The organism is Methanomicrobium mobile BP (assembly GCF_000711215.1).
Classification (GTDB): Archaea; Halobacteriota; Methanomicrobia; order Methanomicrobiales; family Methanomicrobiaceae; genus Methanomicrobium; species Methanomicrobium mobile.
In genome coordinates, this window is the sequence record NZ_JOMF01000005.1 from 88,257 (window position 1) to 114,391 (window position 26,135).

A 26,135-nucleotide genomic window follows, 5' to 3' on the forward strand; every position below is an offset into this window, starting at 1 on the left:
TGCTTTCCGTGCTGCCTTCCATTTACATTGCCCCCGTAATGAAGCGAATTATCGCAAACAGTATGTCCCCGAAGAGCAGCGCCGCAATGAAACCCGCCGTAATCGGGATGATGAACGGAACGCCGTAGGATATCCAGACATGTCCCGCTTTCTTATAGAGGGCAAGCTCTTTCTTATACTCCTGCGGATTCCTCCTGAGATCGCCGGTATACATCCTGCGCGTCCCCCCGACCATCCTCTTAATCGAGGCGCCGAATGTGAGGAATCTCCGCCTGAAGCCTTCGGGCGCCTCGGCGCTCTTTGGGCACTCCTCGAACTCCTCCATGATGAATCCGAACGATTCCGTCAGTTTTTCGCTCGCGACGGGGTAGCATGTGAAGAGGCAGAAGAGCGGCGCCCTGTTCCTCTTTGCGAGATTGTATATCAGAAGCCCTATCGGCACGACAAGATTCAGTATCACGGCATTTATCAGGACGGTCAGCGGGAAGAAAGCGATTGCCGGAAATCCCGTGAGCGGCAGTATCGGATAGAGGGGCACAAGGAATGTGATGAAGATGAATGCCCAGGCATCCGCCCCGCCGAATATGTGCAGGTATGCCGACGAGAAATAGAACATCGCACAGAAGATCGCGACAAGGAAGATGTAGCCGACCGCCGCCCGCGGCTCGTAAAGAATCAGCGTCGCATAGGTATACAGGGCAACGGGCACGCCTATGACGAGCATGGGATACCATGTCTTAAACGCCACAAGGCGTTCAATATAATCGCGGTATGAAGCATACAAAAGCGTGATTATTATTGCTATTGATGAGATTACCAAAGGTATTGAGAGTATTTGCATAAATGTATAAAGATCGGTCCGCGGCAATATATTAGTTATCTTTGTCCTTCGTTCCTTCTTTCCCGCATTCCCGCATCGCCCGTTCGTTTAGAAGAGTATAATTTTTATGGCAACAGAATTTTGTTGATTTCGCTGACGGGTTATTCCGTTAACGGTGTTAACACTCATGCGGCGGGGCGGTTTTCGCCTTGGAAACGGGGGATTTTCATTGAAGGATACTGAAGGCATAAGGAAAAGATTCGGACTGTTCGGAAAGAAAAACAGGGGCGGCGGGTTAAACGGGGATACGCTCTTCCCGACCGATACGAAGTCCCTGCCAAACCCCGAGCCGATCCCGCGGCTGCCGAAACCGAACGCATCTTTTGCGGACGAAACCGAAGACAGCCGCGACGGGAGAATGCATGACGGCACAATTCATGACGGCAGAATACATGACGGCAAAATGCACGGCGGTACCGCGGATGATGCGGCAAAGCATGACGCGATAAGGCATGACGCGGCAATGCACAGTACGAAAATTCACGACACGGCAATGCGGGAGGACGGAGTCTGCATCGACGCGTATACGCGGGGACGGACGGATGCGGACGGCAATCCGAAACCCGACACGGATAGGAAAGGCGGTATCGGCACGGGGAATGCGGGCATAATCTCGGTCGACGAAGCCGACATCTCCGAACTTGCCCTTAAGGGCGCAACCACCTTCGAGATCGAAGAACTCAGGATTCGCGGCGGCGATGCCGCGGAAGAACCCGGGCCCGCCGAGCATGAACGGACAATCTCGGCAATCGAAAAGATATACTCGGCATATTCCGTATCGAAGGAAGACCCGAATGAAGAAAGGAAGGACGAACGCCGGAGCGACAGCGACACCTCCGCAAAAGAAGAGACGCGGACGGAGAAGAAAGGGCTCTTCGGATTCGCAAAAGCCCTCGTCGAAAGAAAGCGAGAAGAGTACGACCCCGCGATTCACGGCGCCCTCGTCGATCTGAGTTTCGACGGCGGCGACGGCATAGAGGAAGTCGAGCTCTACGGCGTCAATCCCCCTTACGCCTACGTAAGAATCACCTTCGACAGGAACACGAACGAGTACGCCTACAACGTCCTCGAGCCGACTCTCAACCCGGCGCAGGAAAAACTCAGGCAGGAAATCGTGCAGAGGCTCTTCGAGACCCTCAACGTAAGCACGAAAGACCTCACCAAAGAGAAGGCGCAGAAGATCCTACGCGACGAAATCTGCGACATCATCGAGGACTACGGACTGAAGATGCCCGTCGCCGACCGCGAAAAAATAATCTATCACATAGTCCGCGATTTCCTGGGCGAAGGTCTCATAGACGCGATAATGCACGACAAATACATCGAGGACGTATCCTGCGACGGACTCAATATCCCCATCTTCGTCTTCCACACCCGATACGAATCCGTGCAGACCGGCGTCGTCTACAAAAGCGCCGCCGCACTCGACTCATTCGTCATAAAAATGGCGCAGAAAGCGGGAAAATACGTATCCATATCCGAGCCGATGCTGGATGCCACAATGACCGACGGCTCGCGCATACAGATGACGCTCGGCACCGAGGTAACGGCGCACGGATCCACGTTTACAATCCGCAAATTCAAGGACGAACCGATAACGCCGACCGACCTCATCGAATGGGGAACCTTCTCACCGCTCTCGATAGCATATATCTGGATGGCGGTCGAAGCCGGAAAATCCTGCATATTCGCGGGCGGCACCGCCTCGGGAAAGACCACCTCGCTCAACGCCGTCTCGCTCTTCATACCGCCGCTTGCCAAGATAATAACCCTTGAAGATACCCGCGAACTGCGGCTGCCGCATCGGAACTGGATACCCGCCGTGACCCGCGAATCCTTCGACAGGGAAGGAAAAGGCTCCATCGACATGTACGAACTCCTGCGTGCCTCACTCCGCCAGCGCCCCGAATACATCCTCGTCGGCGAAGTCAGGGGCACCGAGATGCAGACGCTCTTTCAGGCAATGAGCACGGGGCATGTCACGTACTCGACCATGCACGCCGATTCCGTCGCCGGCGCCGTCCACAGAATCGAGAATCCGCCGATGAACGTCCCGCGAAACATGCTCAGTTCTCTAAACCTCATGTGCATTCAGGTGCAGGCAAAGGCGGGCGGTCAGCGGGTGCGCAGAAACAGGCAGATAATCGAGATTCTTGACATAGACCCGAGAACAAACGAGCTTATCACGAACGAAGTCTTCAGATGGCATCAGTCCTCGGACGAGATACGCTACTCGGGCAAATCCTACATCCTCGAGGAGATCATGGAGACGCACGGCTGGGACGAGGCGCGAATGCTCGAAGAACTCAAACGCCGTCAGGAGATCCTCGAATGGATGCGGCTCAAAAAACTCAGAAACTACCGTGACGTCGGAAAAGTCCTCATGTCCTATTACCGCGACCCCGACGCCGTAACCGAACTCGTAAGAGGCGATCTGAATGAACGTGTATGAACGCTTCTGCTTCAACCTTCTCGGCGAGAGGATAAAAGCGAGGATAAAGACGAAGCGGGAAGCCGATTCCGCGCTGATAAACGGAATGCTCAGCGCCCGCATGAGAATCTCCTTCGAGGCGTATCTGGCAACGGCATACATAAGCGCCGTCGCGGTCGGTCTTATTGCGGCGCTCTTCGCAGGCACGGTCACATATCTCCTGCGGCTGCCGCTCATCGTATACAGCCTCGGCAGTCTGCCCGAGATATTCTATCTGCTGAGCGAATACAGCCTGTTCATCGGCGCGGTAATCGCGGCAGCCGTCGCCTTTCTCCTCTTCTCCGCCGTCACATGGCTCGGATTTATGCTCTATCCCCGCATACGTGCCGGCGAACGCCGCCGCAATATCGATGCGACACTGCCGTATGCGATAAACTACATAACCGCGATGTCGGCTGCGGGAATCCCGCCCGCGGGAGTCTTCAGACTTCTCGGTGAGAGCGAGATCTACGGCGAGAGCGCCGTCGAAGCCCGATATATCACGCGCGAAGTCTATATCTTCGGCAAAGACCTCCTTGAAGCGCTCGTAACCGTCGGTCAGTACACCCCCAGCCCCCGCATGAGGGACTTCCTTCAGGGCGCGGTCGCAAGCATATCCTCGGGAAGCAACCTCACGGGTTATTTCAGGAACAAATCGGAGCAGTATGCCCGCGAAAACAGGATGGAGCAGAAGACCTTCCTCGAGACGCTCGGACTTATCTCGGAGTCCTATGTAACGGCACTCGTTGCCGGAACGCTCTTTCTGATAATCCTTCAGTCGATTATGTCCTCGATAAGCGGCAGTGACGACCCCGTCTTCTTATACGTCGTTATCTACGTCATAATCCCGCTCGGCAGTCTTCTCTTTGTGCTGCTCATAGACTCGATGACGCCGGAGATCTGAGATGAGGAGGACTGAAAGATGCAGAAAATAACCGCCGCCGCTGCCGATACCGAACTCACGGATGACGGTATGCAGGAAGAGATCCTCCGCAGGATAGCGCTGAAGAAGAAATCCAGGGAAGGCATGGGGAGGCTGTTTGCTCACCCCGTCGATATGCTGACCGAAAAACCCGAAAACGTCCTCATAATCTCGGTTCCGCTCGCGTTGACCGTCTTCATCGCGGGCATGGTGCGGTCGGTCGCTGAATGCGGCATCGCGGAGACCTTTGCCTCGTCATGCGTCGACGATCTCGTCGTGCTCGCGCTTTTTATCGCGCTTACGCCATATGCCGTCCTTTTTACGCGGGAGAGCATGCGGATAAGAAGCATAGAGGTCGCCCTTCCCAACTTCTTCCGCGACCTCGCGGGCATGAACGAGAGCGGAATGACGCTTCCCAACGCCGTTCACACGGTCTCGGACGGCGACTACGGAAAACTGACGCGTTACATAAAAAAGATGGACTGCGATATCTCGTGGAACATGCCGTTTATCGACGCAATCGTGAGATTCGGCGACTCTCTGGGAGCGCCGCTTGCAAAACGCAGTGTCGACCTCGTAGCCAAAGCAAGCATTGCGGGCGGCAACGTAAGCGAGGTCCTCAAAGCCGCTGCCGACGACTCCCGCGAGTTCGTCAATCTCGCCGACGAACGCCGCAACAACATGCTCATCTACGTTATCATCGTCATAATCTCGTTTCTGGTATTTCTCTTCATCATCGGCATAATGTCGGCAACCTTCCTTCAGACCATGGCGGACGCGGGCTCAGCCCTTTATTCGGGAGGGGCGGAGGGCACGGTCGACGCAGGTGCGGGCACTGCGGCTGCCTCGGCATTCGGCGGCATGTCCGTCGGCGGCGGTCAGGACATGGACTTATACCGCCGTCTCTTCTCGCACGCGGCAATGATTCAGGCGTTCTTCTCCGGACTTGTCGCGGGACAGATGGGCGAAGGCAATGCAAGGGCTGGACTAAAATATTCGCTGATAATGCTTGCAATCGCCTGGATTGCGTTCAGATTCTTTATCTGAACGGCGCTGTTTTCTGCGCTGTATTTTTTTGTAAAATCGTGTTAAACCGCGCAAAACTGCATAAAACCGCGTAAAGAAAGCCTTCGCTCCCGTTGTAATTCGGCGTCGTAAAAAAGTTTGATCCTTAAAAGGATACGGGCATTATGCTTAATTCGCAGGTCGCAGCCGTCCCGCGGGATTTTTGCGATATCGGCGAATCAGTTTATATTGTCAAGTTTATACCCTTTGTCCTGAAGGAGCTTTTTGACTCTCTCGCGGTGGTTGCCCTGAAGCTCTATTATATTATCCTTAATGGTGCCGCCGCAGGCGAGTTTGCTTTTCAGGAATTTATGAAGTTCATCGAGATCAATATCCATCGGATCGAGACCTTCTATGACAGTTACTTCCTTGCCATATCGTCTCTTGTTGATCTTCACGCTAATCTGTTGCTGCTCTTTTGCTACTTCTTCGCAAATGCACAATTCTTTTGGTAGTCCGCATTTGGGACAAATACCACCTGTCATTACTTATTACTTACAATTCTGAATATATAGTTCTTGGCATAGTGTGCGGTTTTTTGCAATTTAAAGTGATGATACACGCCGTGTTTTGATAATCGGGTTATACAGGTTATTTCCTGCATACCGTTATGTATCCCGTATGTGCTACCCTTGTGGACGGGCGTGTTCCGCGCTCTGTCCTTGTGAGTTCACGCGCAATAAGCTCATGGCAGACGACCTCGGAAAAGAGCGGAATTGCCGCGTCCATAACAGTAAAGGTATGCTCCAGAAACGGCGTGTAAGTCGCCAGATAGCCGCCGTTTTTCAGAAGTGCGTAAGCATGTTCTATATGCTCCTTCTCAATCTGCATATCCAGATGAACGACATCGAAGACAGCTTCGCCTTCGGCGTCGAGCATGTCTCCCGCGATGACTTCGACGTTATCCAGCCCCGCCTCGAGGATATTCGCACGGCATATCTCGGCAAACTCGGGGCGCTTCTCGTATGAGGTCACATGCCCCGCGACGCCGCCGAAGTAGATTGCCGCAACTCCGCTTCCGCAGCCCGCGTCGAGGACATTGTCGTTATGGTTCATGCCCGTATAGGCAATCACCATGCCGATATCCTTGGGAAGCATGGGGGCGCCCGTCCTTCTGGCATGATTGAAGAAATCGGTCGGTCTGGGCACCATAACTTTGAACGGCTTATCGAGATGGGAATATATTGTCCCCCCCGACTCCATCCCGATGAGGTCTCCGAGTTTTAATATGCCCTTGTCGGTCGAAAAGTCCTTTTCAACCGCTCTCACATAAAATTCGCGCTTTCCGTCCGACAAAAGCACTCTGTCGTTTTCCCGAATCATAAAAATGGATTATGTCTGTTTTCAGTTGTATGTCTTCTGTGTCTTCTGTGTCTGTTGTGTCGTTGTTGTCCGTTGTCGGTAATTCGGATTGTTCGCAGGCAAGAACAATCGCCTGCCTGTCCTGCCCGTGCGAACAGCCCGATTACTCCGAAAGCTTAAGAATTGCCTCGGCGATATCGCCGTTTGTCTCTTTTAACGCGGCAAGTGCGGCTTCCTTCGAGACCGAAGCCTGCTCCGCGACCATGGCAACGTCTTCCTCGGGTATGACCGTCTCGGCTTCTTCGAATCTCATCTCGCCCGAGAGCTGGTAGGTGGTTGCGCCCTGCATCGTCGTTGCGACAACCTCGGCATTCTCAAAGATGTAATTTCCTTTCTTCGTGTATACAATGACGCGCTCGACATCCTCGAACTGTTCCATCTTCATGCCGAGCTTTTTCATCATTGCTTTCATCTGTTTTGGGTTGACTCCCGGAATCATATTTTCTCTCCTTATCTTTCCTTATAATATGCAGCGAATGTGTAATAAATTGTGCAATCCGCGATTGAATCAGTTTCCTTTTCTGACCATGACCGCGACGCCGTAGTTGAACTCCGCCATCTCTTTTGCGCTCAGCACCGCAGTTCCGGTTGCAAGAAACTCGCCCTTTTCGTTGCAGACCAAAACCTCGTCATCGCCGCGAATCTGCGGATCGGCAAAAGTAACGTGCTTTGCCATCGCGTTCTTGCCTGCCGCGACAAACTCGCCGACCTCGTCCTTTACGATAACGCGGTATGCCGGTGCGGGCAGGGTCTCGCAGAGCCTCTTTGCGCCCGTCTGACTGAGGGTGAGCCTGCCGTCGTTTGCGCGCAGGGTTGCCAGTCGCTCTTTACCCAGAAGGATGTAGCGCACGCGCTTTGTCGCCGAAAGCTTAAACTCGCAGTCGTCGGGGAAAAGCCCCGCACCCGCACCCTTTCCGAACTGGTAATCGGCGATGACGCGGACGCGGCTTAAGTAGGAATCCTTGGCATACGGCGCTTCCCTTGTAAAATCGCGTTTTTCACGTCTCTCGCGATTGTCCCTATTCCCGCTGTTCCCGCGATTTTCGCCACGGTCGCGTCTGTTTCCTTCGAATTTATTGACCTTATTCATATCTGACATTGTCTGCTCCTGATTACTCCCGAAATCTCTTTTTTAACTCAGTTGCCTTTAATCCGCCTTTAACTCAGCTGCCTCTTCAGTATCTCGTTTACTCTCTCGGCAAAGCCTGCTTCCCTGCTTCTGGATATATATGCGCCCGCAGCTATCTTATGACCTCCGCCTGCGCCTCCGACCGCCTCCGACGCTTCCAGAAGCGCCGCCTGAAGATCGACGCCCTTTGAGACCATGGTCTCGTTCGTTCTCATCGAAATCTTGACGAGTTCGGGGTCGTCGGGAAGATAGCAGAGGATCATTATCGGAAGCCGCCAGTTCAGCTTCGAAAGCGCCATTCCGGCGCCGATACCCACTATGGTGTCGGGGAATCTGTCGCCGACGTGAAGGTATTGCAGATGCGACAACTCCGTTACGCCCGTATCGAGGATATACTCCATCATCTCGCGGATAACCGAGCGGTGATGTCTGAGCATATCCGCGGCTTCGCGGCATGCCTCCGTGTATTCCGTGCTCTTTTTATTGCCGCAACAGACCGTGCTCCCCACCTTTGGTTTCACCCAGCGCCCGCAGGCATTGAGCATTGTCGCATACTCCGATGCGTTCCTAAGCGGCGTATATCGCGGCTCGTCGGGGAAGACATAATGCTGTGCGATAAGTCTCTCGGGAGCTACGGGCTCGTCCGAGTCGATGAGGTGGTATTTCATCAGTTTGATGATGCGGTCTTTCTCGTCGGATTTAAGGTCCTCCCAGACCCTGAATTTGCCGTTATCCTTGCGCAGCGGAATCTTTGCGTATTCTTCGACAAGGCGCTGTGCGCCTTCGGCGTCGTTGGTGATGCCGGGCACGAAGGGGTCGTTGGAATACGAGAGGAAGAAGTGAAGCGGGCGCGTGGATATCCCGTAGCTGTTCAGATCGCCGTCGATAATCTTCACGTTGCCGGCTTTGACCCCGTCGTCGGCAATCTCTTTTGCGGGTCCGATAAGTCCGCGGCTCTCACGCGCCATCATGTCGCCGACATTGCCGATGACGGCAAGTTTCGCCAGATCGATATTCGAGTCCTCGATATCTCTTGCTACGAAGTAGCCCGCTCCCGCCGCCGAAAGCTTCTCGTATCCGTATTTCAGACCGTTAACCTGCTGATACGGCGTATCCGTATCCTGACTTACGTGATGATCTATGATGAGGACCTCGCTCTCTTTCAGACCGCGTTCTTCCAGCAGGTTCTGCTGACCGGCGCCGAGGTCGATGAAGACCTTGAGGCTGTCGTTGTCGGGGACATGCTTCATCGTCATCGGTTCGAGCTGTCTTACGAAGACGGATTCCAGGTTGATATTGCGTCGCGTGATCGCCTGACGAAGCACGGCTTCGCTCGTGATGCCGTCCGCGTCTATATGCGAAATTATTGTGACCGAATCGGCATTTTTTATGGTTTCGGCGGCATCCGCGATCTCCTGTGTGAAACTCATTATTACTGATCTGTTTTACAAGATGAAATAACTATAAACTGCACGGTATAATTTTTGTATATCGTTTGGGACTACCGAAAAAGCGACTGAAATTATGGCGACCGAAGATATCGATATCGGCGAATTGTCGGGATTCATGCATAAGGGCGGAGTGTCTCCGCTGCGAATGAGGGCGATTGACAGAAATGCCATGGCGCTCGGCATATCCGCGGAGACGCTCATGGAGAATGCGGGCAGGGCACTTGCGGAGTGCATCCGCGATAAAATCCGCGAAATCCGTGAGAACAGCGCCGCACGTGCAGCCGATTCCGCCTCTGCCGCAGTAAACCCGCCGAAGATTCTGGTGCTCTGCGGCGGCGGGAACAACGGCGGCGACGGTTTTGTCTGCGCACGCATTCTTGCTCTTGCCGGGAGCGATGCCGCCGCAAAAGTATCTGTAATCTACCCGAAGTCTGCCGCGGAAAGATACACCCCCGAAAGTCGTAAAAATCTGGATAGGATTCTTGAAATCCCGAATATCGGCGTTTATGCCGCGGAAACGGACGCCGACGTAAGGGAACTCTCCCGCCTCTTCGATGAGGCGACATTAATCGCCGACTGCATCCTCGGAACCGGCGCAGGCGCGGGAAGAAAACTTCGCGAGCCGCTGAATCGGATGGTTGCGTCCGCGAATGCGTCCGCCGCTTTTGTCGTCAGCGCCGATATCCCCACCCCTTATATGCGGTCGGACTTCACGGCGGCGTTTCACAGGGAGAAGATAACCGCTTCATATGCTTCAACCGCTTCAACCGCTTCCGATGCGCCTTTTTCGGGTGAGATTAAGGTCTGCGATATCGGGATACCTGCCGCGGCGGAACTCTTCACGGGACCAGGGGATATTGCGGCAATTCCCAAGAAAGAAAATGCGGCGCACAAAGGTGCCGGCGGAAGAGTCCTCGTCATCGGCGGGTGCCGGGAGTATCAGGGCGCGCCTTATCTCGCCGCGCTTGCGGCGCTGAGAGCCGGCGCCGATATCGTTCAGGTCGCGACTTTCACGCCGCCCGCATCCGAATTTATGATGCGGTATCCGGACCTCATCGTCGAAAATCTGCCCTATGACCCCGATATCGGCGGATACCTCTCGCCGATTCACGAAGAGCGGCTGAAACAGCTCATCGGTCTTGCCGATTCGGTCGTAATCGGATGCGGGCTCGGCACCCGCAGTCATGAGACCGTGCGTAGACTTGCGTCATGCGCAAAGAAAGCCGTCATCGACGCCGATGCACTCAGGCTCCCCCTGCCCCTGCCTCTGCCAACCCCCTGCGGATCGCTTCTTTCGCAGTCAAACGGCGCAGGAAAACCGCGGGAGGTAATCTTCACCCCGCATCTCGGAGAATTTCGGAGAATTTCGGGAACGGAGATTAACGCCGCCGCGGACACTCTCCGTGAGCGGGCAACCGCCGCAAGGGATTTCATCGCCGCGGTTAACAAAGCGGCAAACGCCGCCGCCGATGCCGACACCGACACCGAAACCGGCACCGCGGCAGATGTGGGGACGCTGAACGCCGTAATTCTCCGGAAAGGCGCCGTTGACGTCATCTCCGACGGAGAAAGCGTCCGATTCAACCGCACGGGAACGCCCGCCATGACAAAAGGCGGCACCGGCGACCTTCTTGCGGGTCTCTGCGGCGCATTGCTGTGCAGAATGCCCGCCTTCGATGCGGCATCCGCGGCGGCATACGTCCTCGGAAAGTGCGGCGAGGCTGTCGCGGAGAGATACGGCGACGGTCTCCTCGCCTCCGACCTCCTTCCCGAGATTGCGCGGGTGATGAAAGAATCGGAGTGATGCATGAGGATTATGCCGGATAAATGAGACATTATTAGATATATCCCGCATAAACACAAATAACAGACAAAATCGGAAACATACAAAATCGGAGTATCAATATCATGGCAGAATTCACACACATAAAAGACGACAAGGCTTACATGGTCGACGTCACACAAAAGACCGACGTAAACAGACTTGCGGTAGCGGCGGGCAAAATCTACCTGCGCGAAGAGACAATGAAGGCAATCCGCGAAGGAACGGTCGTAAAAGGAAACGTCCTCGCAACCGCACGCGTTGCCGCGATACAGGGCGTAAAGAGAACATCCGACCTCATCCCCATGTGTCACCCGCTGCCCATCGGCGGCGTATCCGTCGACTTTGAGGACATCGCCGACGAAAACTGCATCGAAGCAACCTGCACGGTCAAGACCTACGGCAAGACCGGCGTCGAGATGGAGGCGCTCACCGGAGTCTCGATTGCGCTCCTCACAATCTGGGACATGGTGAAGTCCGCCGAAAAGGACGAACACGGTCAGTATCCAGTAACCGGCATCGAAGACATCCACGTCGTCAGAAAAGAGAAAAACTGAAAACTGAAAACTGAGCGGCGGTAATAATCCCCGCAAAACCTCTCTTAATCAATATCCTAACATACCAAACCTTTTTTGCATACGATAACCAATATGTAAAGAACCTTTGAGGGTAACCTCCGCATCCGTGCGGAATACCCGAAGAACGGTTAACAAAGGAATGTGGCCCGAATAAAGATCGGCTGAACCTTTAAGGTGAAATACCAATGGCAAAATCAATGTATGGCTACGTCCGCGACGCATGGAAGCGCCCGGACAAAACCGAAGTAAAAGGCCTGCTCTGGAGCAGAATGCAGGACTGGCGTAAAGAAGGCAGCGTTATCCGTGTCGAGAGACCGACAAGGATCGACAGAGCACGCAGCCTCGGATACCGCGCAAAGCAGGGAATCATCGTAGTGCGTGTAAAGATTCGCCGCGGCGGACGCAGGAAGTCGAGATACATCCGCGGTCGCCGCACGGCACGCATGGGAATGCGCCGCAACACAATGGGAAAGAGCATTCAGAGAATGGCGGAAGAGCGTGCATCACGCAGATACACCAACCTCGAAGTTCTCAACTCCTACTGGGTCGGAGAAGACGGAAGATCCAAATGGTATGAAGTCATCCTCGTCGACGGCAACCACCCGGCAATCAAGTCGGACGCTCACCTCTCATGGTTCTCGTCCAACAAGAACACCGGACGTGCAGAGCGCGGACGCACAAGCGCCGGCATGAAGGGACGCGGAATGCGCAAGAGAGGCACGGGAACCGAGCACACCCGCCCGAGCATCCGTTCCAACCAGAACAGAGGAAAGTAAAACCAATTCCGCGAAGGTATCGGAAAATCTCCGATACCCTTTTGCGAATTCGGTCATATCATCTCTTAACCGTATTCGGGCAGGAAAATCCTGCCCGAAACAAAGATTCATTGCTCTTTTTCAATAACTATATTACAATGACAGTATCAGACGCCTGTGTCTTTGCGTATCCGCTCGGCAGTTCGTCGCTGCGCCGAATGGCTCTCGAAGCAAAATATCTCGGATTCTCACGACTCGTCTGCTCGAACGCGGATTTTAAAGCCGCGATTCCGAAAGAGTTCGTGGGCAGGACGGTCTTCAGCGTATACGGCGTCGAGATTGTGCGCGGAGCGGTCATAAAAGCCGAAAACTTCAGGGATTTTCAGAATCAGGTCAAAAAATACGAATCCGTGCCTATTGTCGCGGTCAATGCGGGTGAGAACGCCTTCAACCGCAGCGTGCTCTCTTCGGGCAGAATCAATATCCTGAAAGGCATGGATAATGCTCCCAAAAACGCCTTCGACGATGTCTGCGCGGTAAACGCCCTTGAAAAGTCCGTTGCCGTCGATATCGATCTCACGCCGATAATCGGGAAACGCGGTATCGCAAGGCAGAAGGCGCTCGCGGCATACGCCGATATCCTGAAATTCCACAGAAAATACGGATTTATGCTCACGATATCCTCGGGAGCGCGTACTTACACACGGCTTCGCGGCGTTCGCGAGATTTCCAATCTCTGCTCTCTTTTCGGCATGACCGACGAAGAGACCATCGCGGCGTTGAACTCCGTATCGGCACTGTTGAATCCGCAGAATGCCGTAACGGTAAATCCGCGGAATTTCCGTGCGCCGTCGGAGAGCGGCAGCCCGTTCGACAAAAGCGCCGCCTGCGAAGAATCCGGCGACTGCGCCGAATGTGCCGAATACAACGAACCAGACGAATCAGACGAATCCGGCGAATCCGGTGAATCCGGTGAATGCGATGAGAACAACGGGTACACGGAGGATATATCATGAAAGCACTGCCGCCGACACTGAGGATCAATAAACGCTATGTGCTGTGCAGAATCGTCCCGCACGGCATTGATGCGGACGGAAAAGCGGTCTATTACGCCGTCTACGACGCGGTCTCCTCCCTCTTCGGCGATAACGTCGCCGCCGAGATCGGCATGAGCGTCGTCCACACCGAAGGAAACTGGGCAATAATCCGCTGCACGCGGGGAACCGGGAAGAAACTTCAGGCGGCAATCTCGACCGTCTGCTCAATCGGCGATATGCCGTGCGCAATCCGACCCGTCCTCACGTCGGGAACCATACTCACGCTTAAAGAGAAGATTCGCGCCGCGGAGAGCCGTGCGGACGGCGAGGGCTGTGAGGACAGTGCGGAATCTGCGGAATGTGCAGAAACAAATCTGCTATATGCAAAAAAGGACATAATCATAAAAGATATTCCCTATCGTCCCGTGAGAGTATCGCGGGAAAAGATTGATTTATATAAAGAGGGAATAAAAAGCCAAGATTCTTTGTATTACACAATAAAAGATATTGAGGAGTTACAATGCAACCAATGAACGCTCAAATGGGAGGATACGACAGGGCAATAACGGTTTTCAGCCCTGACGGACGCTTATATCAGGTTGAATACGCCAGAGAAGCGGTAAAGCGCGGAACAACGGCACTCGGAATCAAATGCAGGGACGGCGTCGTCTTAATCGTCGACAAACGCGTAAGTTCAAGACTTCTCGAACAGTCATCAATCGAGAAGATCTTCAAGATCGACGAGCACATCGCGGTCGCATCCTCGGGACTTGTCGGAGATGCAAGGGCACTCGTCGACCGCGCCAGAGTCGAGGCACAGATAAACCACGTCTCATACAACGAAGCCATCGACGTCGAGACACTCTCGAAGAAACTCTGCGACCACATGCAGACACTGACGCAGTTCGGCGGCGGCAGACCCTACGGCACCGCGCTCCTGATTGCGGGCGTAAGCGACGACCTGCCGCGCCTCTTCGAGACCGACCCGTCGGGAACCCTTCTCGAATACAAGGCAACCGCAATCGGAACCGGAAGAGCCGCCGTCATGAAGGTCTTTGAGGAAGACTACAAAGACAAAATGGCTATTTCGGACGCAATCCCAATGGGACTCAAAGCCCTTCATGCCGCGACCGAAGGCAAATTCGACGTCAACACTGTCGAGATTGGCATTGTCGACCTGAAGACCGCGTCATTCAAGAAGATGACCAAGGAAGAGGTCAAGGTCTGCGTCGACAAATTCGAGGCAGCCGTAAAGAAGGAAGAGAAGAAAGCCGAAAAAGCCGCCAAAGCAAAGACCGCGGAGAAATCCGGGACGAAAGACGACGCGGCGGCAAAGAAACCAAAGACCGATAAGAAAGAGTGAGGTGTAAAATTGATATCTCTTGAGCAGGCAGTAGTGGCAAGGCTCGAGAGCCACGGGGAGAAGTTTGAGATCCTCGTGGATCCCGATGAAGCGGCGCGCATACGTCAGGGCGAAAAGATCAATATCGAGGATGCGGTTGCGGCACTGTTCGTATTCGAGAACGCATCCAAGACCGACAAAGCTTCGGACGAATCCCTTAAGAAAGTCTTCGGAACGACCGATTTCGAGACAATAGCCCAGCGTATCATCACGAAAGGCGAGATTCACCTGACCGCGGAACAGAGAAAACAGATGGTCGAGATGAAGCGCAACCAGATAATCACCTTCATCTCGCGCAACGCGATAAACCCGCAGACCAAACTTCCGCACCCGCCCAAGCGCATCGAGATGGCAATGGAGGAGGCAAGAGTCAGCATCGACCCGTTCAAGCATGTCGACGAACAGGTGAAAGACGTCATGAAAGCCCTCAGACCGCTGATTCCGATTAAATTTGCGGAAGCGCGCTATGCCGTAAAGATACCCGCGGACTTCGCGCCCAAGGCATACGGCGAGCTTGCGGCGGCGACGACACTCGAGAAGGACGAGTGGCAGAAAGACGGCTCATGGATATGCATATGCAAGATTCCCGCCGGAATTCAGGGCGAATTCTTCGACCTCGTCAACCGTCTCACCAAGGGTGACGGCGAGGTAAAGCTTCTCAGTCAGGACTGAGAAGACCCTCCGCACCCCCTCCGCCGCGGCATGCGAAGGTGCCTTTCGGTGGATCATATAAGAAATATTAAAGAACAAACCAGTCATAATTAATAAGGTTACAAATCCAATATATACAGACCTAAATTCGGGGCTAAGAAACAATGGCAAAATCAAGTAATCAGAGAGCAAAAGGAAGGGTTGTCGGAACATCGGGCAGATTCGGTCCCAGATACGGCAGATTCCTGAGAAAACGCGTCAACGAAGTCGAGAAAATTGCAAAGGCAAAACACGTATGTCCGAACTGCGCAACCGAAGCCGTTACCAGAAAGGGAACGGGCATCTGGGAATGCAAGAAGTGCGGATACAAGTATGCCGGCGGAGCATATGTCCCGCAGACGCCTAACCTTAAGGTTGCACTCCGTACAATTGAGCGTTCATTAATTAAAGAGTAAATGAGGTCTTAATTTATGTCAGGTTATAAGTGTGCAAGGTGCAAACAAAAAGTGGAGATTGATATCAATGTCCGCTGTCCCTACTGCGGTCACCGCATTCTTTTCAAAGAGCGTGGCGCAGGTATCAAGACTGTAAAAGCCCGATAAATGGAAGTTACCACTTCGCGCAAACCTGCACCGCCCCTTAGAACATTTTCAAAGGATCTTGCATTTTCCCTCGGCGGACACTATTCGCCGCGGGGAAAGGCAGGACTTGGCGACATTACAGGCATCGACGACGATCTTCTGATTGTCTCAAAATCAGGCAGATATTTTTTGATTGAAGTTTTTCACGATGAAGAACCCGTATTCGGTTTCATGTTCACCTCGTATTCCGTGGAGAATCGCGAGGGTGAACTCATAAGAGGTCTGGTTACGGGCAACCAAATTATTTATGATAAACTGAGTTCATATATCAAAGTTTGTAAAACAGAAGATAATCAGGATGTGCTTATCTTTGACGGCGCACAGAGAAGGCGTTATGTCCTCAGACTCAGGCAACCCAAAGAAGAATAAAGCGGTCTTTCGTTTCGAGACTCCGTATGCAAGGACCGTCTGGCAGGCTGTTCTGCCGGAGGACGAGGATATGGGGCGTTCTTCCTCGAAAGTCACGCTCTGCGAGGAGGGTGATGTGCGGGCGGTTGTTCTGACCGTCGAGGCTGACGATATATCGGCACTTCGTGCGGCACTTAATACATGGCTACGATTAATTCAGATCTCCGAAGAGATGCAGGAGGCAATAAGAGATGAATAATATACCACCAAAGGTTCAGAATCAGCTGGCTATGCTCCAGCAGGTACAGCAGCAGCTTCAGACAATTCTTCAGCAGAAGGCAAGCTTCGAGATGGCGGCAAAGGAAGCCAGAAAAGCCATCGAGGAGCTTTCCTCGGCAAAGGAAGATGCGGTTGTATACACTACAATCGGTTCGGTCATGATGCAGAAGGACAAGGCTTCGGTCGAGGCGGACTTAAACGATAAGGTCGAGACTCTTGAGCTTCGCGTCAAGTCGCTCGAGAAGCAGGAAAAGGCTCTTCAGACGAAGTTCGAGCAGCTTCAGCAGCAGATTCAGAGTGCCGTACAGGGCACTGCCGGCGCAGGCGCAGGTACGCCGCCGTCTGCCAACTGATCCCTTTTTCAATACTTTTTACAACGCTTTTTGACGCATTTTTCCCACATTGATTCACACATTGATTCGCACACTGATTCACAGATTAATTCACGCACGAATTCACACATTATTCATACATTTCTGCGCATGTTTATCCCCGCATTTATCTGCGCGCCGTGCTCTTTTTTGTGACTTCGCGCGAAAATCCTTCGGCAGCGCAGTTACAAAAGAAAACGTTTAAAGCCTTATCAGTTTAACATATATAGCGCACCAGCCCCGCCTTAACTCAGACTGGTAGAGTGCGCGGCTGTAGTTTGGTTTGCCCGATACGATGTCGAGCAACTGCGCGGCTACCGCGATGTCCCCGGTTCGAATCCGGGAGGCGGGATCTGTAAATCGCGTGGGTCTGGTGTGTTGAACTGCCCAGCTAGTGTAGAGGCCTATCATGCAACCCTGTCACGGTTGCGACTCGGATTCGAATTCCGAGCTGGGCGCTATGTTTTTTTGTTTTTCGTTCTTTTGCGTCTTGAATTTTGTTTTTTTGTTTGTTTTTTGTTTTTTTTTGCTTTTGTTCTGTTTTTCGTTTGTTCTTTGAAATTAACCCTCGGAGCTGATGCTCTGTTGCGACCGAAGCAGATTGAATAGATTAAAAAACCCCTAAGTGCAATATAGTATGCTGACATCGTTGATGTCCTGCATTGCCCAGCTAGTGTAGAGGCCTATCATGCAACCCTGTCACGGTTGCGACTCGGATTCGAATTCCGAGCTGGGCGCTTTATTTTTTTGGATTTTTTGCGAGTACTTTACCGTGTATTATCGATTATTGTCGATTACTGTCCGGTACTTTGCCTGCCGTGTCATGGATTGTTCCGGCGCGTTTTTTGCAGGCTGTGCTGCAGGCTTTCGATCGTCATAATCAATCCGACCGCGCAACGCCGATTAACAATTGTGAATTTTGATTGATGAATTTATCCTAAAAATTTAATATAATCAGCTAAATTAAAAAATTCCGCCTGTGAATACATTATTTAATAATGTAGAAGGGTTAACATGTATTAAAAATTGGAGGAAACAATGTCACAGATAGGAGTAGACGCAGTATTCCAGGCAATGTTTTTGCTTACGGATATGAGGGAGCTGTTCAGACAGAATGCTCCTTTCCACGATTTCGAGGGAGAAGACAAAGAGAAGGCGGAAAAGATCATAGAAGGTCTTAAAAAGCAGATAGCCATTCTTGAAAAGGAGGTGCTCTGATGCCGAACATAGGAAAGATGGAAGCCCGAGAGATTGAGGAACTGTTTATCAACGTCAGCCCCACACAGGCGGGCGGCAGACTCACTCCCGAGGCGCAGAAGGCGGTTTTGTCATATTCCGACGGTTATTCCGTCTGTGATAACTGTGTCAGACCCTTCAGACTGGACTACATCAAGAAACCCGCACTTGCCGATTTCCACGTTGAAGTCGCGGAATGGCTCAATATGGGTATTGCAAGAGTGGTCCCCGGAGCCAGACGCGGTTTCCAGGCAATAGCAAACTCGCTTGTCGAGAAGGGCGACCCCGTAATCCTCTCGTCGCTTGCGCACTACACCGAGTATGTCTCGATTGAGCAGGCGGGCGGCATTCCCTGCGAGATCCCCAAAAACGAAAAGAATCACATCACGGCAGAGAACACCGCGGCCAAGATCGAAGAGGTCATCGCAAAATACAAGAAGACCCCGCCCCTGATGTATATCGACCACGTCGACTATCAGTTCGGCAACCTTCACGACATCGAAGGCATTGCAAAGGCGGCTCACAAATACGACGTGCCCGTTCTCTTAAACGGCGCATATACCGTCGGCACGATGCCGATTGACGGCAAGAAGCTCGGCGTCGACTTCATAGTCGGCTCGGGACACAAGAGCATGGCGGCACCCGCACCTTCGGGAATCGTCGCGGTCACGGACGAGTATGCCGATAAGATATTCAACACCACAAAGGTCTCGGGTGATGTCACCGGAAGAAAGTTCGGAATAAAAGAGATTCAGATAATCGGATGTTCGCTCATGGGTGCAACCATGGCGGGTCTTGTCGCCTCGTTCCCCGCGGTTAAGAAACGTGTCGAGAACTGGGACACCGAGGTTAAGCACAGTCAGATTGTTACCGATGCTCTCACCGATATCGACGGAACGGTCATATTAAGTGACAACCCGCGTCAGCACACCCTGACGAGAGTCAACACAAAGGACTCGTTCGACAAGGTTGCCGAGACCCACAAGAAGAAGGGCTACTACTTCTCCGCGGCACTCAGAAAGCGCGGTATCTGCGGAATTATCCCCGGTACCACACGTATCTGGAAGTATAACGTCTACGGACTTACCGACCGCCAGACAAACTACCTTGCCGAATCCTTCAAGGCGGTTGCCGAGGAGAACGGTCTTCCGGTCTCGAACTGATTCGTCACGGATCGTCCCTGACCGTACCTGACCGACCCGGACTTATCCCCTGCCCGACGCGCGAAAGAACGGACCGGATATTATACCGGGACAGTATAAAGTAATAAGGAAAGAAAAAAGGAGGAGATCCCAAAAGGAGGAGACTCCACAGGTATCTTCCCCTTTGGTATTATCTTCTTTTATTCGGAAATTAAAAATAAATTAAAAGTCAGGGTATTCAGACCCGTCGTTTATCTGCATAATACGGGATATAATCATGTCAAAGACTGTGATGGCAAAATACGGAGAACTCTTCTTAAAGAGCGAGTCCGTACAGCGCTTTTATACCAAACTGCTGACGAAGAACATTCGCGGCATACTTGACGCGGAAGGAATCGATGCCGGGATAGTCCTCCATCGCGGCAGAATCCTCATAGGCGACAGTGCAAAAGGCGACGATGTAAATGCGATAGCCGCGGCAGTCTCAAGGGTTTACGGCATAGTCGGTCTTTCCGTCGCCGAGATGACGGGAAACGACCCAGAATCGCTCGGCAACGCCGCCGCCGAACTCTCGAAAGGGAAGCTTAAGAGCGGCATGAGCTTTGCCGTCCGCGCCAGACGCTCCAACATCAAAGAGTTCACGAGTCAGGAACTCGGCGCCGCCGTCGGCGACAGGGTCTACGATACCGCGGAGGGTCTGAGAGTCGATCTCACAAACCCCGATTACGAGGTCTTTGTAGAGGCGCGTCGTGAGGGCGGACTTGTCTACGACGAAGTTATCGAGGGTCCCGGCGGACTGCCGCTCGGCACTCAGGGAAGGGTCGTATCTCTTCTCTCCGCAGGCATAGACTCACCCGTTGCGGCATGGCTCATCATGAAACGCGGCACCGTCGTAACGCATATTCACTTCAACGGCGGCGAACACATGGGCGCCGACACACGTAAAGGAGCGCTTGCCAACCTGTGCGCTCTCTCGAGATGGACGAGCGGGCACAACCACGACATGTACGAGGTGAATCTCGCACCCTTCTATGACGAACTGATTAAACTCAGGAACGTCAAAAACCGCTGTATCATCTGTAAAAGGTTCATGCTGCGCTGTTCCTGCGAGATAGTCCGCCGCTACGGCTATGACGGCATACTCATGGGAAACAATCTCGGTCAGGTGGCATCCCAGACCATAGTCAATATGGGTGTTATCGGCGCCGCCGTCCCCTCCGGAATTCCGCTCCTTCAGCCGCTCCTTACCTATGACAAGGAGGAGACCGTCCGCATCGGAAGGCGCATAGGAACTTTCAGGGACAATGTCGGCGATGTGGGATGCAGGGTCGTTCCCAAACACCCGGCAATCTCGGCAGATCTTTCCGAGGTGATTGCTGACGAGAAAGAACTCGATCTGGACGGACTTTGCGAACTCTGCCTGAAAAGCACCGTAAAATACAGGGCGGTAAACGGAGAACTTACCTTAAGCAATGTAAAGGCGCACGAGTTCAAAGACGGCGACGAAGACTGACCGTAAAGCCCTGAAAATATTGCAAAAGATTGCCTGAAGATTTATTGAAATCTTCCGATAATACTCTTTTTACTCTCTGCCGCTGAAATTTCAAAAGATTCATATATTGATTTCCCGTAAAAATCGAAACTTCTTTTTAAGTGAGATTAGAAATTATCTTTCATATTATGGCAAAGAAAAAAGACGACAAACCGGAGCCGACCTCGGTCTTATATTATTACTACACGCAGGAGCGATGGGATAACTGGCTCAAAGTCCTCTCCGAAGCCGATTTCGAAGGCGACGAAAACTCCGACGAGATGCCCGAGGGTCTCTCATCGCTGGACAACTTCACCAAAGACGTCAATGTCTCGGTGATGAAGATAGTCAAGGTCTTCCAGAACGGCAGTTACGATGCCAAGACGGCGCTGGCAAAACTCGACGAGGTTGAAGCCATCATCATGGGCGAAGTCCCCGACAGCGATATCGCCGATATCGTCCAGGGTCTTCAGATGCGCTTCCTTGTTCTCTTCATCTCCTGCAAGAGATATATCGAGGGCAATATCGGCGAGGGCGAGATCAAGGATCTCGTAAAAGCCGGCAGAAAACTCCCCGAGGACGACATGGAGAAGGTGCTCGACATTGCGGCAACAATCGGCGCCAAGGTCATAAACGGCGAGAAATGCTGCTCGAAATATCTCAAGGACGACTCCGACGACGAACCTATCATGTTCGACGAGTGGCTCGGCGAGATAGACGACCTCGGCGAGGCGCTTGCTTCGCTCAAGAAGTTCGACGAAGAGTTCGGCATCGACGTCTGAAATGCACGTCTGAAAAGCCATAGCGAAATCGGATAAATCCGATATTGACAATAAAACGATTGACAATATAACCCGAAAACACAATCATCTTTTTTGTATTATGTCGATAGCACAGAAAGCAAGGTTTAAAGGCGCAAAAAAACTCGAAAATATCGTGGGATATCGCGTTCCCGAATTCGCGTTCAAGGGGCAGTTCCTTGAGGCTGTCTGTGCCACCGTGGACTATAACCGCATGGATAAGCGCCTGAAGACCCAGCTCACGAACTTCTTCAAGGCATTCCTTAACTGCCGCTGCAAGACAAATCCCCTGTGCGGATGCGCCGAGAGGAAGTTTGCCGCCGAAATCCTCGAACTGCGAATGAGCGGCATGAACCACCGCGACATCTCCGAGTTCCTTCTGGACGAATACGGAATCGACCTCTTCCCCACCGACATCTTAAGCTATCTCGAAGAGTCGGTTCATCTACTCGAAGCCGTAAAGGATGTCTCGACGATAGAGGGAAAAGAGAAGCTTGCGGCAAAGACAGCCGAAGTTATCGGTAAGATCGAGGGATAGATAAAGGGATAGAGATAGATCGAGGGATAGACAGAGGGACAGTGATTATATGAAATCCGGCAGCAAAACCGATTCCGAACCTGTAATGGAATGGGACAGCAAAGTCCTGATGTATACGAATCCGCTGATACTGAAGCAGCTCTTCGGCGCTCTCGGCGCGAGTTTTCTTATAGTTTACCTCATTCTCCTGCTCGCAACGGGCTTTGACCCCGAGATGATCCCGTTTTTCTTCGGTATGCTTATGCTCTTTCTCTTCATATGCCTGCTCGCATTCGCGGCGATGGCGATAATGGGCGGTTACTATCTCGTTCACAACACGCTCGGGGAGAAGAGTTTCGTCTGCGAGACTCAGAGGAGCCGGACGCGGCTGATGAAACTGCTCTGCGCCGTCGGTTTCTTAGGAGGCATGTCGCAGGGGAATTACACTCTTGCGGGTTCGTCCGCTCTTGCCGCGTCCAGACTTAAGGAGGAGATGAAGTGGAAGGATGTGACCTCGGTGACTTACAACCCGAAACGTCGTTATATCTACGTAAAGACGGGTCTCTTTGCGCCGCTTGCCATATTCTGCAACCCGGACAACTATGACGCGGTTGAGAAATTCGTTCGCGAGCACACTCAGCCGTATCTCGATAAGATAGAAGCCGAAAAAGCGGAAGCAAAAGCTCAAAAAGGGAAAAAATAATTTATTGATTCATTTATTTATCCGGTTTTCAGGCGTCCTTTTTGAAGAATACATACACGGGATAGTGATCCGAGACTTCGGCGGCAAACTCGTGAGTGAGGTTATACACTTCGTCGAATCTGAATGCGCCCGCATCTCCCGTATAGAAGATATTCGGTTTCGTGGAGACGATTCTGTCATAGGTGTTGTCGCCGGAGGCAACCGTAGTATCGACCTCGTTGCCGATGATCCAGATATAGTTCTCGGATTTCAGCGGCACGTAGGAGGTCTCGTCGAAGTATCTGCCGTCGGCGTTGTAGTCGCCCATCACTATGACAGGCTCATCGGCGGGCAGGACGCCTTTTGCGTATTCGGCGACCTCGTAGAGGGATTTGATCTCGTTAGCGGCATCATCGGGGTCGGTATGGATTACCGCGAAAGTGGCGTTGAAGATGCCTTCGTTGGACTTGAAAGACGCGATGTAAGGCGTCCTGTGGAAGATATCGCTCGTCTGCGGATAGGTAAACGCCGTGCCTACCGGCGATACCGTTCTTGTATTGTAGACATAGGCATACTGCTCCTTGCTTGAGGTGCGTCCCAGTCTCTCGCTTACCAGATACGCGTAGGAAGAACCGTCGGAGTTTACCTGCTTTATAAGGTTGTCCAACGCCGTTCCCGAACTGTCCCGTATCTCCTGAACGGCGATGATGTCGTATGTCCGTATAATGTCGGAGAGCACATTCATGACATCGGCTTTTGCGCTCTTTGACTGCCCGAATACCTGAATATTGAATGAGCCGACCTTCAGCAGATCGGAATTGTGCTGATTGTTGTCTTTTACGTCCGCGTTCGATACGGACGACATTATGGTATCCTTCTGTGTGTATCCCGCCGCAATAATCACGACTATGATAATTGCGAGATAAAGCAGCTTTGTATTGTCATTCTTTCGTTTACGTCCTTTTCTTGCCATGTATTCTTCTCCGTGTCCTGTCTATCCGTCTTACGGTTCTCTCCGTCTTATGGTTCATCCTTATCGGATTTCACCGTGTAATCACGTAATCGCCGGATACGAGAACCCTCTCGTCGAAACCGTCGCCGTTGTAGACGAAAACCGTTATCGGCTCGCCGCGCCCGAAGGCTCTCATCTTCTCGTCGTATATCCTTCGCACGGGCTTCAGTCCGTTTTCGCCGAGATGCTCCAGGACTCGTTTATAAAAATCGCGTTCCTGAACTAAAAAGTCTTTTTCATACGCCGCCGTCATCTCCGCGGTCTTTCTGCATTCTTCGTCGGAGATTTCGGCATTGTATTCCCCGTGATCGTTCAGACCCGAGATCTGTCTCCAGTCGACATTGCCGTATTCGTCCGCTTCCCGATGGAGCATATACGGATAGATGCGGCAGATCTCAAAGCGGTCGCCGTATATTTCGCACCGGCGATCTTCGTTTAGGAATGCGCAGTCGCCGTTCTCCTTCACTTTAAGCGCGTATCCCGAGACGTAAAAGCACCCGAGATTGTCGCAGATCTCGAAATACGGCGCCGGCATAATCATGTCGGGATATTTTTCCTTGGCGCGGCGGCAGTCTTTTACGAGAAGAAAGACGTGGTCGTTGTATTCCTTCGTGCAGCACCTGCCGCAGAGTGTGCATCTGAATCCGACCTCCTTAATTATCTTTTCAAGTTCCGCACGCGGATATGCCTCAAGCGAGGATATCTCTTCGTCAATAGCGTTAATCGCGGATTCGATGTCTTTAATTGAGTTTACCGAGATGTTATCAGCCTTCTTTTTCTGTCGCTGCCTGTGGCACTAACTGTGACGTTCGCTGTGCCGCGCCTCTTACGGTGCCACCGTTATATGTCATGATATGCAATGGCATGCGTTATATTCCGTGATATTTTATGATTCATAGAATTATTTGACGCCGATAATGTAAATATATCCGTAATTCGTGGAATTGCGTATGCCTGAAAAAGATAAGGAGTGGTTGAAAAGATTGGTTGAAAAGATTGGTTGAAAAGATTGGTTGAAAAGATTGGTTGAAAAGATTGGTTGAAAAGATTGGTTGAATTTGGGTTATATTTGGTGATATTGGATATTTGAGGTGATTAATTATGGATTCAGTGAAGTTTGCGGTATCGGTTTTGTATTGTAGTCATCTTCAGCATTGTTTTTTCTTCGTTTGGTCCTCTTTTATGTTTGTTGCCTGTTCTGTTTTCCTTCTTCGTTGCGTGTTTGAGTTTGTGTTTGAGTTTGTGCTTGTTTTTGCCTGTTTGGGTCTGTTTGTTTTGCCTGTTTTGTTTGTTGAGTTTATGTGGTCTTGCTTTGTTTGCTTTGTTTGATTTGTTTGGTGAGTAGGTGTGGGTTGTGTCTGTGGTTGTGTCTGTTCAGCGGTTGTTTTGGTTTGTGGTTGGTTCCGTTTGTTTCGGTCGGATTAAGGTCAGTTCAGCGTCTTACTGTATGGGTGATTGACGGTATTGACAATTCATTATAGAAAGTCTCGACGTATCCGTCAGGGAATGTGACTCTCGTAATGTCCGGCGAGAGATCAAAGGTGGTAAGTTTTGCTACCGGGTGCTCCATTAATATTGCTTCAGCCTTTTGGAAGGACTGAGAGGGCGTTGTTATCGTTTTTCCGTTAACATCGTCTGACACGGCTGCATATCCGTAAACCTTGAAGCTTGTCCCCTTTGAGTCGGATGAGAGGACGTCGCCCGGCATGTTGGCATGTTTATCGTATTCTTCCTTGATCAGTTTGCCCGGGTTGGCAATATTGAGGTAGTATCCCACGTATTCCACAAAGGTCATATCGTAGTTGAAAGTCAGTATTGCATTGCCGTCATCCTGAATCTCGGCAGTGTATGAGGTAATCGTCAGTGCCGACGCAGGCATTGCCGCTGCCGCAAGTGATACGATGAGTAATATTGCTAATGGCAGTCTGAGTTTTGTGTTGCTTTTCATAATACCTCCGTTTTTATTTGTTATTTAGAGAGTAATCCCATCAGCATATAAAATTAGTCCCACTCCGAAAATTTATATCCGCATGAGCAAAAAAAATGATTATC

Annotated in this window: 29 protein-coding genes, 1 tRNA gene and 1 pseudogene; 22 read left to right on the top strand and 9 right to left on the bottom strand. The window is 51.9% G+C overall.

The annotated features are described in order from the left end of the window. Positions 1 to 22 precede the first annotated feature (22 nt). The gene (locus T502_RS02690; RefSeq protein ID WP_042705586.1) at positions 23 to 841 is read right to left on the bottom strand and encodes an A24 family peptidase C-terminal domain-containing protein; all 819 of its coding nucleotides are present in this window, start codon (positions 839 to 841) and stop codon (positions 23 to 25) included. 397 nt (positions 842 to 1,238) lie between these two features. Between T502_RS02690 and T502_RS02695 the strand changes: the two genes are divergently transcribed. From T502_RS02695 to T502_RS02705, 3 genes are read left to right on the top strand one after another with little or no spacing between them, the layout of a single operon-like run. Then, complete coding sequence (locus T502_RS02695; RefSeq protein ID WP_394296303.1) at positions 1,239 to 3,332, top strand: type II/IV secretion system ATPase subunit; 2,094 nt, start codon at positions 1,239 to 1,241, stop codon at positions 3,330 to 3,332. Continuing rightward, positions 3,319 to 4,254 (top strand): type II secretion system F family protein, encoded by a 936-nt coding sequence (locus T502_RS02700; RefSeq protein WP_042705587.1) that lies wholly within the window; start codon positions 3,319 to 3,321, stop codon positions 4,252 to 4,254. Before T502_RS02695 ends, T502_RS02700 begins: the two co-directional genes overlap by 14 nt. Before the next feature lie 18 nt (positions 4,255 to 4,272). Continuing rightward, on the top strand, positions 4,273 to 5,319 hold the full coding sequence (locus tag T502_RS02705; RefSeq protein ID WP_042705588.1) for a type II secretion system F family protein: 1,047 nt from the start codon (positions 4,273 to 4,275) through the stop codon (positions 5,317 to 5,319). 197 nt (positions 5,320 to 5,516) lie between these two features. Here the strand turns inward: T502_RS02705 and yciH are convergent, their stop codons facing one another. The 5 genes from yciH to T502_RS02730 form a co-directional block, all read right to left on the bottom strand. Beyond that, positions 5,517 to 5,822, bottom strand: a complete 306-nt coding sequence (gene yciH / locus T502_RS08735; protein WP_084172988.1) for a stress response translation initiation inhibitor YciH — start codon at positions 5,820 to 5,822, stop codon at positions 5,517 to 5,519. 106 nt (positions 5,823 to 5,928) lie between these two features. After that, the gene (locus T502_RS02715) at positions 5,929 to 6,660 is read right to left on the bottom strand and encodes a methyltransferase domain-containing protein (protein WP_042705590.1); all 732 of its coding nucleotides are present in this window, start codon (positions 6,658 to 6,660) and stop codon (positions 5,929 to 5,931) included. Positions 6,661 to 6,802: 142 nt separating this feature from the next. Then, positions 6,803 to 7,138 (bottom strand): nascent polypeptide-associated complex protein, encoded by a 336-nt coding sequence (locus T502_RS02720; protein WP_042705592.1) that lies wholly within the window; start codon positions 7,136 to 7,138, stop codon positions 6,803 to 6,805. 69 nt (positions 7,139 to 7,207) lie between these two features. Next, positions 7,208 to 7,798: a PUA domain-containing protein gene (locus T502_RS02725; RefSeq protein ID WP_245597746.1), complete on the bottom strand. Its 591-nt coding sequence runs from the start codon at positions 7,796 to 7,798 to the stop codon at positions 7,208 to 7,210. 59 nt (positions 7,799 to 7,857) lie between these two features. Continuing rightward, the gene (locus T502_RS02730; protein ID WP_042705593.1) at positions 7,858 to 9,258 is read right to left on the bottom strand and encodes a single-stranded-DNA-specific exonuclease RecJ; all 1,401 of its coding nucleotides are present in this window, start codon (positions 9,256 to 9,258) and stop codon (positions 7,858 to 7,860) included. Positions 9,259 to 9,352: 94 nt separating this feature from the next. On the opposite strand from T502_RS02730, the gene T502_RS02735 reads away from it, so the two are divergent. The 19 genes and pseudogenes from T502_RS02735 (at position 9,353) to T502_RS02830 (ending at position 23,092) form a co-directional block, all read left to right on the top strand. Then, positions 9,353 to 11,083, top strand: coding sequence for an NAD(P)H-hydrate epimerase (locus T502_RS02735; RefSeq protein ID WP_042705594.1), 1,731 nt, complete (start codon positions 9,353 to 9,355; stop codon positions 11,081 to 11,083). Positions 11,084 to 11,187: 104 nt separating this feature from the next. Further along, complete coding sequence (gene moaC / locus T502_RS02740) at positions 11,188 to 11,658, top strand: cyclic pyranopterin monophosphate synthase MoaC (protein ID WP_042705595.1); 471 nt, start codon at positions 11,188 to 11,190, stop codon at positions 11,656 to 11,658. A 206-nt stretch (positions 11,659 to 11,864) separates the two neighbouring features. Beyond that, on the top strand, positions 11,865 to 12,455 hold the full coding sequence (locus T502_RS02745) for a 50S ribosomal protein L15e (RefSeq protein WP_042705596.1): 591 nt from the start codon (positions 11,865 to 11,867) through the stop codon (positions 12,453 to 12,455). A 137-nt stretch (positions 12,456 to 12,592) separates the two neighbouring features. Continuing rightward, positions 12,593 to 13,450, top strand: coding sequence for an RNase P subunit p30 family protein (locus tag T502_RS02750; RefSeq protein WP_157197446.1), 858 nt, complete (start codon positions 12,593 to 12,595; stop codon positions 13,448 to 13,450). Further along, a complete protein-coding gene (locus tag T502_RS02755) occupies positions 13,447 to 14,004 on the top strand; it encodes an Rpp14/Pop5 family protein (RefSeq protein ID WP_042705597.1) in 558 nt (185 codons plus the stop codon). The genes T502_RS02750 and T502_RS02755 overlap by 4 nt, the downstream gene beginning before the upstream one ends. Beyond that, a pseudogene (psmA, locus tag T502_RS02760) lies at positions 13,992 to 14,717 on the top strand (archaeal proteasome endopeptidase complex subunit alpha); the annotation flags it as partial. The gene T502_RS02755 and the pseudogene psmA, both read left to right, overlap by 13 nt. Positions 14,718 to 14,843: 126 nt before the next feature. Next, a complete protein-coding gene (locus T502_RS02765) occupies positions 14,844 to 15,545 on the top strand; it encodes a ribosome assembly factor SBDS (RefSeq protein WP_042705598.1) in 702 nt (233 codons plus the stop codon). Positions 15,546 to 15,688: 143 nt separating this feature from the next. Continuing rightward, positions 15,689 to 15,979 (top strand): 50S ribosomal protein L37ae, encoded by a 291-nt coding sequence (locus tag T502_RS02770; protein ID WP_042705599.1) that lies wholly within the window; start codon positions 15,689 to 15,691, stop codon positions 15,977 to 15,979. Positions 15,980 to 15,994: 15 nt separating this feature from the next. After that, a complete protein-coding gene (locus T502_RS08740; protein WP_084172996.1) occupies positions 15,995 to 16,126 on the top strand; it encodes a DNA-directed RNA polymerase subunit P in 132 nt (43 codons plus the stop codon). Then, complete coding sequence (locus T502_RS02775; RefSeq protein WP_042705600.1) at positions 16,127 to 16,534, top strand: hypothetical protein; 408 nt, start codon at positions 16,127 to 16,129, stop codon at positions 16,532 to 16,534. After that, positions 16,500 to 16,772, top strand: coding sequence for a KEOPS complex subunit Pcc1 (locus T502_RS02780; RefSeq protein ID WP_042705601.1), 273 nt, complete (start codon positions 16,500 to 16,502; stop codon positions 16,770 to 16,772). Before T502_RS02775 ends, T502_RS02780 begins: the two co-directional genes overlap by 35 nt. Further along, entirely contained in the window at positions 16,765 to 17,145 is a 381-nt protein-coding gene (locus T502_RS02785) for a prefoldin subunit beta (RefSeq protein ID WP_042705602.1), read from the top strand. Before T502_RS02780 ends, T502_RS02785 begins: the two co-directional genes overlap by 8 nt. Positions 17,146 to 17,402: 257 nt before the next feature. Then, a tRNA-Tyr gene (locus T502_RS02790) sits at positions 17,403 to 17,515 on the top strand. Between the two features lie 740 nt (positions 17,516 to 18,255). Further along, positions 18,256 to 18,381 carry a hypothetical protein gene (locus tag T502_RS09185; protein ID WP_281172070.1) on the top strand — a complete coding sequence of 42 codons (126 nt, stop codon included), beginning with the start codon at positions 18,256 to 18,258 and terminating at the stop codon, positions 18,379 to 18,381. Beyond that, positions 18,381 to 19,562, top strand: a complete 1,182-nt coding sequence (gene pscS / locus T502_RS02810; RefSeq protein ID WP_042705603.1) for an O-phospho-L-seryl-tRNA:Cys-tRNA synthase — start codon at positions 18,381 to 18,383, stop codon at positions 19,560 to 19,562. The genes T502_RS09185 and pscS overlap by 1 nt, the downstream gene beginning before the upstream one ends. 256 nt (positions 19,563 to 19,818) lie before the next feature. Then, positions 19,819 to 21,054 (top strand): tRNA uracil 4-sulfurtransferase ThiI, encoded by a 1,236-nt coding sequence (thiI, locus tag T502_RS02815; protein ID WP_052359102.1) that lies wholly within the window; start codon positions 19,819 to 19,821, stop codon positions 21,052 to 21,054. Positions 21,055 to 21,221: 167 nt separating this feature from the next. Continuing rightward, on the top strand, positions 21,222 to 21,854 hold the full coding sequence (locus T502_RS02820) for a DUF2150 family protein (protein ID WP_042705604.1): 633 nt from the start codon (positions 21,222 to 21,224) through the stop codon (positions 21,852 to 21,854). A 100-nt stretch (positions 21,855 to 21,954) separates the two neighbouring features. Then, on the top strand, positions 21,955 to 22,410 hold the full coding sequence (locus T502_RS02825) for a DUF5814 domain-containing protein (RefSeq protein ID WP_042705605.1): 456 nt from the start codon (positions 21,955 to 21,957) through the stop codon (positions 22,408 to 22,410). Between the two features lie 49 nt (positions 22,411 to 22,459). Next, positions 22,460 to 23,092, top strand: a complete 633-nt coding sequence (locus T502_RS02830) for a hypothetical protein (protein ID WP_042705606.1) — start codon at positions 22,460 to 22,462, stop codon at positions 23,090 to 23,092. Between the two features lie 28 nt (positions 23,093 to 23,120). Here the strand turns inward: T502_RS02830 and T502_RS02835 are convergent, their stop codons facing one another. The 3 genes from T502_RS02835 to T502_RS02845 all read right to left on the bottom strand — a co-directional run bounded on the left by T502_RS02835 (position 23,121) and on the right by T502_RS02845 (position 26,031). Further along, positions 23,121 to 24,044 (bottom strand): endonuclease/exonuclease/phosphatase family protein, encoded by a 924-nt coding sequence (locus T502_RS02835; protein WP_042705607.1) that lies wholly within the window; start codon positions 24,042 to 24,044, stop codon positions 23,121 to 23,123. A gap of 70 nt (positions 24,045 to 24,114) precedes the next feature. Then, the gene (locus tag T502_RS02840) at positions 24,115 to 24,843 is read right to left on the bottom strand and encodes a YkgJ family cysteine cluster protein (RefSeq protein ID WP_052359104.1); all 729 of its coding nucleotides are present in this window, start codon (positions 24,841 to 24,843) and stop codon (positions 24,115 to 24,117) included. Positions 24,844 to 25,515: 672 nt separating this feature from the next. Beyond that, on the bottom strand, positions 25,516 to 26,031 hold the full coding sequence (locus tag T502_RS02845; RefSeq protein WP_042705609.1) for a hypothetical protein: 516 nt from the start codon (positions 26,029 to 26,031) through the stop codon (positions 25,516 to 25,518). Positions 26,032 to 26,135 lie beyond the last annotated feature (104 nt).